Source organism: Angustibacter speluncae, from assembly GCF_054777815.1.
In genome coordinates, this window is sequence record NZ_BAAHAF010000068.1 from 1 (window position 1) to 10041 (window position 10041).

General features: G+C 76.2%; 13 protein-coding genes and 1 pseudogene. 5 read left to right on the top strand and 9 right to left on the bottom strand.

Annotation, left to right across the window (positions count from 1 at the left end; translation table 11 throughout):
* From ACYVKY_RS07820 to ACYVKY_RS07830, 3 genes are all read left to right on the top strand, one after another.
* Positions 1–300 (top strand): DUF6286 domain-containing protein (locus ACYVKY_RS07820; RefSeq protein ID WP_460434408.1); only part of this gene is annotated, 300 nt, incomplete at its 5' end.
* A complete protein-coding gene (locus ACYVKY_RS07825) occupies positions 297–896 on the top strand; it encodes a hypothetical protein (protein WP_460434409.1) in 600 nt (199 codons plus the stop codon). The genes ACYVKY_RS07820 and ACYVKY_RS07825, both read left to right, overlap by 4 nt.
* Positions 897–997: 101 nt before the next feature.
* A complete protein-coding gene (locus tag ACYVKY_RS07830; protein ID WP_460434410.1) occupies positions 998–1585 on the top strand; it encodes a YdeI/OmpD-associated family protein in 588 nt (195 codons plus the stop codon).
* Between the two features lie 6 nt (positions 1586–1591).
* Here the strand turns inward: ACYVKY_RS07830 and ACYVKY_RS07835 are convergent, their stop codons facing one another.
* Positions 1592–3325, bottom strand: coding sequence for an acyl-CoA synthetase family protein (locus tag ACYVKY_RS07835; RefSeq protein ID WP_460434411.1), 1734 nt, complete (start codon positions 3323–3325; stop codon positions 1592–1594).
* Positions 3326–3363: 38 nt separating this feature from the next.
* Between ACYVKY_RS07835 and ACYVKY_RS07840 the strand changes: the two genes are divergently transcribed.
* Positions 3364–4218, top strand: a complete 855-nt coding sequence (locus tag ACYVKY_RS07840; protein WP_460434412.1) for a serine/threonine protein kinase — start codon at positions 3364–3366, stop codon at positions 4216–4218.
* Here ACYVKY_RS07840 and ACYVKY_RS07845 read toward each other — a convergent pair.
* Genes ACYVKY_RS07845 through ACYVKY_RS07875 form a run of 7 tightly spaced genes read right to left on the bottom strand, consistent with a single transcriptional unit; the run spans position 4187 to position 8818 of the window.
* The gene (locus tag ACYVKY_RS07845; RefSeq protein ID WP_460434413.1) at positions 4187–4669 is read right to left on the bottom strand and encodes a pilus assembly protein TadG-related protein; all 483 of its coding nucleotides are present in this window, start codon (positions 4667–4669) and stop codon (positions 4187–4189) included. The two genes, ACYVKY_RS07840 and ACYVKY_RS07845, sit on opposite strands and share 32 nt — an antisense overlap.
* The gene (locus ACYVKY_RS07850) at positions 4666–5136 is read right to left on the bottom strand and encodes a pilus assembly protein (RefSeq protein ID WP_460434414.1); all 471 of its coding nucleotides are present in this window, start codon (positions 5134–5136) and stop codon (positions 4666–4668) included. The genes ACYVKY_RS07845 and ACYVKY_RS07850 overlap by 4 nt, the downstream gene beginning before the upstream one ends.
* Complete coding sequence (locus ACYVKY_RS07855) at positions 5133–5489, bottom strand: TadE family protein (RefSeq protein WP_460434415.1); 357 nt, start codon at positions 5487–5489, stop codon at positions 5133–5135. The genes ACYVKY_RS07850 and ACYVKY_RS07855 overlap by 4 nt, the downstream gene beginning before the upstream one ends.
* A 48-nt stretch (positions 5490–5537) precedes the next feature.
* On the bottom strand, positions 5538–5735 hold the full coding sequence (locus tag ACYVKY_RS07860) for a hypothetical protein (RefSeq protein WP_460434416.1): 198 nt from the start codon (positions 5733–5735) through the stop codon (positions 5538–5540).
* A gap of 48 nt (positions 5736–5783) precedes the next feature.
* The gene (locus tag ACYVKY_RS07865) at positions 5784–6722 is read right to left on the bottom strand and encodes a type II secretion system F family protein (RefSeq protein WP_460434417.1); all 939 of its coding nucleotides are present in this window, start codon (positions 6720–6722) and stop codon (positions 5784–5786) included.
* Positions 6719–7585 carry a type II secretion system F family protein gene (locus ACYVKY_RS07870; RefSeq protein WP_460434418.1) on the bottom strand — a complete coding sequence of 289 codons (867 nt, stop codon included), beginning with the start codon at positions 7583–7585 and terminating at the stop codon, positions 6719–6721. The genes ACYVKY_RS07865 and ACYVKY_RS07870 overlap by 4 nt, the downstream gene beginning before the upstream one ends.
* A 3-nt stretch (positions 7586–7588) precedes the next feature.
* Positions 7589–8818, bottom strand: a complete 1230-nt coding sequence (locus tag ACYVKY_RS07875) for a CpaF family protein (protein ID WP_460434419.1) — start codon at positions 8816–8818, stop codon at positions 7589–7591.
* A 202-nt stretch (positions 8819–9020) separates the two neighbouring features.
* On the opposite strand from ACYVKY_RS07875, the gene ACYVKY_RS07880 reads away from it, so the two are divergent.
* Positions 9021–9776, top strand: coding sequence for a hypothetical protein (locus tag ACYVKY_RS07880; RefSeq protein WP_460434420.1), 756 nt, complete (start codon positions 9021–9023; stop codon positions 9774–9776).
* Between the two features lie 74 nt (positions 9777–9850).
* Here the strand turns inward: ACYVKY_RS07880 and ACYVKY_RS07885 are convergent.
* A pseudogene (locus tag ACYVKY_RS07885) lies at positions 9851–10041 on the bottom strand (hypothetical protein); the annotation flags it as partial.

Here is a 10041-nt window from a genome sequence, read left to right on the forward strand (position 1 = left end):
CTGCTCGCGGCGCTGCGTCCCCGGCGCCGCCGTCACCTCGCCCTCGGCCCGGACGACCGGGTGTGGGTGGGCTCAGGCGACCTGGCCCGGCTGGTCCGCACCTGGGTGGGCGACCTGCCCGGCGTCCTGGAGGCCCGCGCCGGCGGCACCCGCCGTGCCCTGCGCGTCGACGTCACGACCACCGCGTCGGCGACCGCACCCGTGCAGCAGCAGGTCACCGAGCGCGTCCGCGCCCTGGTCGCCGACGTGCGCCCGCAGCCCCGCGTGCGGGTCCGGGTGCGGACGGGGGGTGCGCGATGAGCCGCGCCGCCGCCGTCGGCGACCGCCTGGTCGCCGCGCTGCTCGGGCTGGTCCTGCTTGCCGCCGGCGCCCTGGTGGTCGCCTGGCGCGCGGGCTGGGCGGAGCAGCTGCTGCCCGCCGGCCCGACCGGCGACGGGTGGTCCGACCGGCTGCCCGCACCGGACGCCGGTTCGGCGGTCTCGGCGCCCTGGTGGCCCTGGGCCTGTCTCGGCGTCGCCGTGGTGCTGGTGCTGCTCGGTCTGCGCTGGCTGGTGGCCCACCTGCCCGGCCGCGTCGACAGGCGCCTGCGGCTCGACGGGTCCGACGCCTCGGGCCGGCTCGAGGCCGATCTCGGGACGGTGGCCGACGCCGCGGCCGCCGACCTCGCCCGCCACGACGCCGTGCGGTCGGCCGACGGTCGCTGCCGCCAGGACGCGGGACGCCGCTTCGTCGACCTGGCGGCGACCGTCGACCCGCACGCCGACCTGGCGTCGGTGCGTGCGGCGGCTGACGACACGGTCGCCCGCCTCGGTGAGGCGCTCGGGGACGCCGCGCCCGTCCGGGTCCGGGTCCGGGTCGGCCGCACCGACCGGGAGCCGGCCCGCCGGGTGACCTAGGTCGCGACGCGCCGAAGGCGGTCGTCGGGCGAGAGCCCGGCGGCCGCACCGACGCGTCCGGAGGCCTTGTCGGGCACCGGGCGCGCGGGCACGATCGGCGGGTGAGCCCCGTCCCGTACTCGGCCGAGACCAGCACGCACCCCGAGACGCTGCAGCAGTGGCGCACGTGGCTCGCCGAGCACCACGCCCGCGGTGCCGGGGTGTGGGTCGTGCAGTGGAAGCGGGCGACGGGCCGGCCGGCCGTCGGCTACGAGGAGCTCGTGGTCGAGGCGCTGGCGTGGGGCTGGATCGACAGCACGAACGGCACCGTCGACGCCGGGCGGAGCCGGATGTGGTTCGCGCCGCGCCGGCCGACCAGCGGCTGGGCGCGACCCAACAAGCTCCGCGTCGAGCGGCTGCTCGCCGAGGGCCGGATGCAGCCGGCCGGCCGGGCGGCGATCGACGTCGCGAGGGCGAACGGCGCGTGGACCCTGCTCGACGACGTCGAGGACCTCGTCGTGCCGGACGACCTCGCGTCCGCCCTCGCCGAGCACCCGGGCGCCCGGGAGACCTGGGACGCGTTCCCCCGCACCGTGCGTCGCGCCGCCCTGGTGCACCTCGTGGAGGCCAGGCGGCCGGACACCCGGGCCCGCCGCGTCGGCGAGGTCGCGGGGGCCACCGCGCGCGGGGAGCGTCCCGTCCGGCCCTGACGCGGGTCAGCCCCGCAGGTCGGGGAAGTCGTCCTCCCAGAACTCGCCGTCGACGCGCTCGGTGCCCTCCGGGTGCCGCTGCGCGTCGGAGGCCCGCAGCTCGACCCGGCGGATCTTGCCGCTGATGGTCTTCGGCAGCTCGGCGAACTCCAGCCGGCGCACCCGCTTGTACGGCGCGAGGTGCTCGCGGGAATGGGCGAACACCGACCGCGCGGTCTCCGCTGTCGGCTCGTGCGCCGCGGTCAGCACCACGTACGCCTTGGGCACGGCCAGGCGCAGCGGGTCCGGCGACGGCACGACCGCGGCCTCGGCGACCGCCGGGTGCTCGATCAGCACGCTCTCGAGCTCGAACGGGCTGATCCGGTAGTCCGAGGCCTTGAACACGTCGTCCGAGCGTCCGACGTAGGTGAGGTAGCCGTCCGCGTCGCGGCGGGCGACGTCGCCGGTGTGGTAGCAGCCGTCGCGCATCGCCTCGGCGTCGCGCTCCGGGTCGCCGTGGTACCCGACCATCAGGCCGACCGGGCGGTCGGCGAGGTCGATGCAGATCTCGCCCTCGACGTCGTCGCCCTCGAGCCGCTCGCCGGTGGCCGGGTCGACGAGCACGACCGGGTAGCCGGGCAGCGGGCGCCCCATCGCCCCGGGCACCACGCGCTGGCCCGGCGAGTTCGACACCATCACCGTGGTCTCGGTCTGGCCGAACCCGTCGCGGATCGTGACGCCCCAGGCCTGCTCGACCTGCGCGATCACCTCGGGGTTCAGCGGCTCGCCCGCGCCGACCACCTTCGTCGGCGGGTTGCGCAGCGAGGCCAGGTCGCTCTGGATCAGCATCCGCCACACGGTCGGCGGGGCGCAGAAGCTGGTGACGCCGACGCGCTCCACCACCGCGAGCAGGCCGGCGGCGTCGAAGCGCGGCTGGTTCACCACCAGGATCGTGGCCTCGGCGATCCACGGCGCGAACACGTTCGACCACGCGTGCTTCGCCCACCCGGGCGAGGAGATGTTCAGGTGCACGTCGCCGGGCTCGAGCCCGATCCAGTAGGCCGTCGTGAGGTGCCCGACCGGGTACGAGGTGTGGGTGTGCTCGACGAGCTTCGGGCGCGAGGTGGTGCCGCTGGTGAAGTACAGCAGCAGGGTGTCGTCGGCACCGGTCGGGCCGTCCGGCTCGAAAACATCTGCGGCCGAACGTGATTCGTCGTAGTCGTGCCAACCCTCGGGGACGGCGGTACGCGCCCGGCCCGGGACGGCGACGCGGGTGTAGGCGCCCTCGACGCCGTCGAGCTTGCCGGTGTCGCCGGCGCCGACAACCGCGTGCCGGGCGTCGCCGCGCTCGACCCGGTCGCGCAGGTCGGCCGTGCCCAGCAGGGGCGTGCACGGGATCATCACGGCGCCGAGCCGGATGCAGGCGAGGATCGTCTCCCACAGCTCGACCTGGTTGCCCAGCATCAGCAGCACCCGGTCGCCGCGGCGCACCCCGAGCCCGCGCAGCCACGACGCGACCTGCCGCGACCGCCGCGCCATCTCGGCCCAGGTGACCTGCTGGTCGTCGGCCCCGTCGTCGACCACCCACAGCGCCGGCTCGTCCGCGCGCGGACCGGCCGCGACGGCGTCGAACCAGTCCTCGGCGAAGTTGAAGTGCTCGAACCGCGGCCACGCGAACTCGGCCCGTGCCGTGGCGTAGTCGTCGCGCAGCTCGACCAGCCGGTCGCGCGCCTGCCGGAACCGCTCCGTCGCGTCGGTCATGCGGCTCATCCTGCCCCTCGCGCGGGCAGGATGGTGGTGTGGGCTTCCCGCCGGCACGGTTCGACGACGACGTCCGCGCGCACCTCGACCGGGTCGGTGAGGTGTTCGCGGTGCGCGACGCGGCGACCCAGGACTCGGGCAACGTCGCCTACGGCGTGCGGGTCGACGGCGCGGACTGGTTCGTCAAGACCGCCGGGCTGGTCGACGACCCGACGCCGCAGGCCTTCGCGCAGCGGGTCGCGCTGCTGGAGAACGCCGCCCGGGTCGCCTCGTCGGTGGCGCACCCGGCGCTGCCGGCGCCGACGGTGCTGGTGCCCGCCGGCCGGCAGGGACCGGTGCTCGTGCGGCCCTGGGTGCCGGGTGAGGTGCTGCACGTGCCGGTGGAGCGGCGCGGGGAGCCGGGGAACGCGCGGGACCGGTTCCTGGCGCTGCCGCTGCCCGGCGCGCTGGCGGCGCTGTCGACGGTCGTCGACGCGCACGTCGCGCTCGCGGCGGCGGGCTGGGTCGCGGGCGACCTCTACCTCGGCTGCCTGCTGCACGACGTCGGCGCGGGCACCACGTCGCTGGTCGACCTCGACGAGTACCACCGCGGCCCGGTGGTGAACCGGGTCGGCGAGATGACCGGGTCGCGGACGGTGATGTCGCCGGAGGAGCGCACGCGCGGTGCCGTGGTCGACCAGCGCAGCACGGTGTTCACGCTCGCCCGGATCGCGCTCGTGCTGCTCGGGGACGGCTCCGGCGACCCCGCGACGTTCCGCGCCGGTGAGCCCCTCCTGGCGGTGCTGCGCCGCGCCACCGCCCCGGAGCCGGACGACCGGCACCCCGACGTCGCGTCGTTCGCGGCGGCGTGGGCGGCCGCGGTCAGCTCGTCGCCACCCGCGCCCGCGAGGTGACCTGCAGCTGCACGCCGTCGGACCACGCCTCGAGCGCCCAACCGATCAGTGGCGGCTCGACCGTGGCCCGCAGCGTCACCACGGCCGTGCGCCCGTCCGGCGTGCCCGTGCCGGGCGCGACCGCGAGGTCGTCGAACTTGGTCCAGGCGCGGCGGTCGTCGAGGTAGCCCTCGACGGCGTCGCGCACCGAGCGGTCGCTCACCGGCACCGACCCGGGCTCCGCCCCGCCGCCGAAGTAGACGTCCTCGGCGATCTCGTCGGCGGCGTCGAGCGCCGCCGCGTCGGCCGCCTCGAGCAGCCGCTTGCGCTCCAGGTGCACCTGCGAGGCGCTCACCACGGTGAGCACGAGGGCGATCGCGATCGCGGAGTAGGCGATGACGAGCAGCACCACCTGGCCGTCGTCGCCGCCGGCACGCACCGCCGCGAGGCGCCGGCGCAGGGCGGCGCTCACCCGCTCGTCCCGGCGAACCGCTCGACCACCGACTCGCCGGTCGCGCGGACGGGCACCCGGGTCGGGACGACGGCGTCGACGAACGCGGGGACGCCCGGCAGCACGACCTCGACCTGCACCGTGACGCTCACCCGGGTCTCGGGTGCGGTGCACGGGTCGGCCGAGCACACGACCTCGACGTCGGGCCGCGGGTCGTCGGCATCGGCCAGGCCCTGGTCGCGCAGCGCCAGGGCCACCACGGCGTCGACCCGCTGCGCCGCCTGCTCCTCGTCGTCGGCGCGGGCCAGCACCCGGGCGGCCTCGCGGGAGGCGCCCTCGACGGCGAACGCCGCGGCCTGCACCTGGCCGAGGCAGACCACCAGGTACACCACCGGCACGAGCAGCAGCACCCCGAGCGAGACGAACTCCAGGACGGCGCTGCCCTCGTCACCGCCCAGGCGCTCGAGCCGACTGAGGACCCGCGTCACGGCGCAGCCACCTCCTGGACGCCGTGACCGGTCAGGTCGAGCCCCCGGTTCGGGCCGAGCAGCCCGACGACCGGCAGCGGCGACCGCACCCGCACCTGCACGACGGCGACGCCGTCGACCGTCGTGGTGGTGGCGGTGACGTCGTCGGCGTAGCGCGGCGACAGCGACAGGCCGATCAGCTCGCGGGTGCGGGCGGCGCCGTCGGCGGGCGTGCGGTCGGCGAGGGCGCCGAACCGCGCTCCCTCGGACGCGCAGTCGACCAGGGTGTTGCGCACGTGCAGCACGACGGCGAGCTGCACCACGCCGACGAACAGCAGCGTCAGCAGCGCGCCGACGAGCACGAAGTCGACCACGGCCGACCCCTCGTCACCGCCCCGCCGCGGCTGGCCCCGCACGACGGCTCAGAAGTTCGTGACGCGGTTCATCGCCTCGGTGAACACCTGCTCGAGCTGGTCGCCCGCCAGCGCCCAGATGCCGATGACGAGGCCGGCGGTCATCAGGGTGACCATCACCCAGCCCGGCACGTCGCCGCGCTCCGGCTGGTCGCGGACGGCGTCGAGCCGGCGGCGCAGGGCGCGGCCGATCGTGGTCGTGCTCATGCGTGTTCCCCCTTGTTCCGGGTGCTGGTGGCCACTCGTCCCACCTCGTCAGCCGAGGTCCAGGCTCAGCACCGCGAGCCCAGGGTAGACGGCGAAGACGACCGTGACCGGCAGCACGAGGAACACCACCGGCACCATCATCGCGATCTCCTTCTTGCCGCCGGTCTCCATCAGCTCGCGCCGACCGGCCTCGCGGACGTCCTGCGCCTGCGCGCGCAGCACGTCGGCGAGCGGGGTGCCGCGCTCGACGGCGACGGCCACGCCGTCGACGAACCGGACCAGGATCGGCAGGCTGGTGCGCGCGGCCAGGCCCTCGAGCGCCTCGACCAGGGTCGCCCCGGCGCGCGCGTCGGCGAGGGTGCGGCGCAGCTCGACGGCGAGCTCGCCGCTGGTGGTGCGCGCGACCCGCTCGAGGGCCCCGACCGGCCCCTCGCCCGCGCCGACCGACAGCGCGAGCAGCTCGGCCACGGTGGGGAACTCGGTGAGGATGCGCTCCTCGCGCCGGCGCACGGCGCGGCTGAGCAGCTGGTCGCGGCCGAACACGCCGACGAGCAGGCCGATCACCACCATCGCCAGCATCGGCAGCGGGTTGAGTCCCTGGCGGGCGCCGACGAGGGCGGCGCCGCCGAGCCCCGCCGCCAGCCCCAGGGCGCCGCCCACCACCTGCTGGGCGCGGAACTGCTCGACCGTGGTGGTGCCGCCGAGCTGGTCGAGCCGGCGGCGGACGGTGCCCGGCCCGCCGCTGAGCCGCTCGACCCAGCGCACGGCGTCGCCCATCACCGGGCGGAGCAGCCGCTCGAGCACGCCGAACGGCGTGCGGGCGGGCGCCTGGCGCAGCAGCGTGGACGGGGCGGCGACGTCGCGGACGTACGGCGCCAGCCGGTCGTCGAGGGTCGGTCGGCGCATCGCGGGCAGCCGCACCAGCACGAGCCAGGCGCCGAGGCCGCCCAGCAGCCCGATGAGGGCACCGGTGAGGACGGGGGTCACCGCAGCACCCTCGTCTCCTCGGGCAGCCGCCCGACCCGCACCATCACGCGGTACGCGACGACGGACAGCACGCCGCCGACGGCGAGCACGAGCACACCGGTGGGGCTGTTGTACGCGTCGACCGCCTCGGGGCGCGACGCCAGCAGTGCCAGCACGACCCAGGGCGCGGCGACGGCGAGCCGGGCCGCGTTCACCGTCCAGCTCTGCCGGGCCTCGAGCTCGGCACGGGTGCGGGCGTCGTCGCGCAGGAACGCCGACAGCGTGCGCAGCAGCCGCCCCAGGTCGCTGCCGCCGACCTCGCGGGTCAGCCGCAGAGCCTCGACGATGCGGTCGGCCACGGGATCGGCGAGCCGGTCCTTGAGCCGGTCGAGGCAGTCGGTGAAACGCCCTGTCGCGCGGTAGTCCTCACCGAACTCCCGGAACGCCGGACGCAGCTCGACCGGGCCGCGGTCGCCGAGCTGGGCCAGCGCCTCGGGCAGCGACAGGCCCGCGCGGATGCCCGAGGTGAGGTGGTCGACCGCCTCGGGCCACAGGTCGCGCACCATCGTCCGCCGCCGCCGGGCGCGGGCCCGCACCAGCGCGATCGGCGCCCACCCGCCGAGCGCGCCGAAGCAGAGCGCGATCGGCGGGGACGACGACACGGCCAGCACCAGCAGCGCGGCGGCGAGCGCGGCGGCGACGCAGGTGAGCAGCAGCGCCCGCGGCCCGACCGTGGCCATGTCCGCCTGGTGCAGCTCGTCCTGCAGCCGGGTGCTCCACGTCGTGGCACCGGGGTCGGGGGGCGTCCGCGGCGACGGCGTCCAGGCCGACCACCAGACGCAGAACAGCCCCGTGCCGAGCAGCAGTCCGACGAGAACCCCCATCTGTCAACGGCTCTCGTGGCGCAGGAGGCGGGCGAGGTCGATGCCGACCCGCTCGAACCGGTCGGGGTGGGGCGGGTAGCCGTCAGCACGCACGAGCTGGCCGTGGCGGGTGGTGAACACGTCGGCGGTCTCGACGACGTCCTGCTCGACCCGGCCCGGCACCGCCACGACCTCGCGCACCCGTCGGGTGCCGTCGGCGTCGAGGGCGAGGTGCACCACGAGGTCGACGCACCCCGCGACGGTCGGGACGACGAACTTCGACCCCACGTTCTCGCCGGCGAGCAGCGGCAGCGTGCACATCTTCGTGATGGCCTCGCGCGCGCTGTTCGCGTGGATGCTCGCCATGCCCGGCAACCCGCTGTTGAGCGCGATGAGCAGGTCGAGGCTCTCGGCCTGCCGCACCTCGCCGACGACGATGCGGCTGGGCCGCATGCGCAGCGCCTCCTTCACCAGGCGCCGCAGCGGGATCTCGCCGGTGCCCTCGAGGTTGGCCTGCCGGCACTGCAGCGAGACGCAGTCGCGCAGAGGGATCTTCAGCTCGAAGACCTCCTCGCAGGTGATGACGCGCTCACGGGGCGGGATGGAGGCGGCCAGGCAGTTGAGCATCGTGGTCTTGCCGGCCTGGGTGCCGCCCGACACCAGGACGTTCAGCCCGGCCGCGACGGCGGCGTCGAGCAGGTCGGCGCACTGGCGGGTCAGCGTCCCGAGCCCGACGAGGTCGTCGAGCCGGTCGGCCTTGACGACGAACTTGCGGATGTTGACCGCCCAGTGGCGCCGCGTGATGTCGGGGATGACGACGTGCAGCCGGCTGCCGTCGCTCAGCATGGCGTCGACGAACGGGCTCGAGAGATCGACCCGGCGGCCGGACGTCTTCAGCATCCGCTCGACCAGGTCGCGCACCTGGTCGTGGGTGAGGATCGTCGTGGTGAGCTCGGGGACGCCGTCGCGGGCCACGAAGACCTTGCCCGGCTCGTTGATCCAGACCTCCTCGACCCGCGGGTCGTCGAGGTACTGCTGCAGCGGGCCCAGGCCGGCCACGACGTCGAGCACGCTCTTGATCGCGGCGCCCGCGTCGTGCAGCGGCGGAAGGCCGCCGGACAGCGAGCGGGCGTCGTAGTCGGCGACCGCCTCCTCGACCAGGCGCCGCACGTCGCCGGAGTCGCGGGCGGGGTCGACGCCGCGGCGGCGGATGAGCTCGCGGACCTCGTCCTCGACGATGCTCACGGCGTCCACGCCGACTCCCCCCTGCCGTCCGCGACGCCCCCTGCGCCACGGCCGGGCGCGAGTATGCCAAACCGCACCGACGCGCACCAACCTCCGTCTCCGGCGTCCATCCGGACGGGTGCACGACCTCACCCGGCGAGGCGGCCGCCGCGCGAGTAGGTTCGACGCCCGGCGCGGCACCCGCGCCACCGGCACCACGGGAGGTCCCGCCATGTCCGACAGCACGAGCCCGTTCTGGTCGCAGCAGCGGCGCGCCGACCTCGACGGCGCGCACGACGAGCCCGTGACGGGGTGGGAGGCGCAGACCTACCACGCGCTCGGCGCCGTCGACGCGCCACCGCGTCCCGCCGACGACCTGAGAGACCTGCCCACCGGCGAGGCGTCCGCCGACGCGCCGACGCGCACGGCCGTGATCACCTCCGACGACGCCGACCACGACCTCGCCGACGAGCGGGCCGACGAGCGGGCCGACGAGCGGGCCGACGAGCGGGCCGACGAGCGGGCCGACGAGCGGGCCGACGAGCGGGCCGACGAGCGGGCCGACGACGTGTTCCCGGACCCGGAGCCCGCTCCGGGCCCGACGCCCGGCCCGAGCCACGAGCCGCCGGCGCCCGCACCGGTGCCCGAGCCGTCCCCGGTGCCCGAGCCCTCACCCGTGCCGGAGCCGTCGCCGGACCCGCTGCCCTCCCCCGCGCCGCCCGACCCGGCGCCGGTGCCCGAGCCGACCCCCACGCCCGACCCGAGCCCGGTGCCGCCGCCGGCCGACCCGACCGACCAGTGGCGCGAGCTGTCGTGGCGGTTCGTCGACGACCCCCGCGCCGCGGTCGACGCCGCCGCCGAGCTGGTGCAGCGCGCGGTGGAGCAGCAGGTCGGCCTCACCGTCGCCGACGGGTCGAGCAGCGACACCGAGCAGCTGCGGCAGGTCTTCACCCGCCTGCGCGACCTGCACGGTCGCCTCAGCGGCTGAGCCGCGCACCGAGAGCGCACGAGAGGGGCGTCCCGTCGAGCGGGACGCCCCTCGTGTGCGCTTCGGGGGTCAGGTCAGCGGAAGCCGCGGGACGAGAAGTCGGCGGCCGACCGCTTGCGGCCGGCGCCGGACGGCTTCGAGCCCGCGATGCGGGCGCCGGGCTGCGAGGCCGCGCCGCCGGAGCGGCCGCCCTTCGACTGGCCCTGCGCCTTCGGCTGGCCGCCGGAGCGACCACCGCCACCGCCACCGCCACGACGGCGACCGC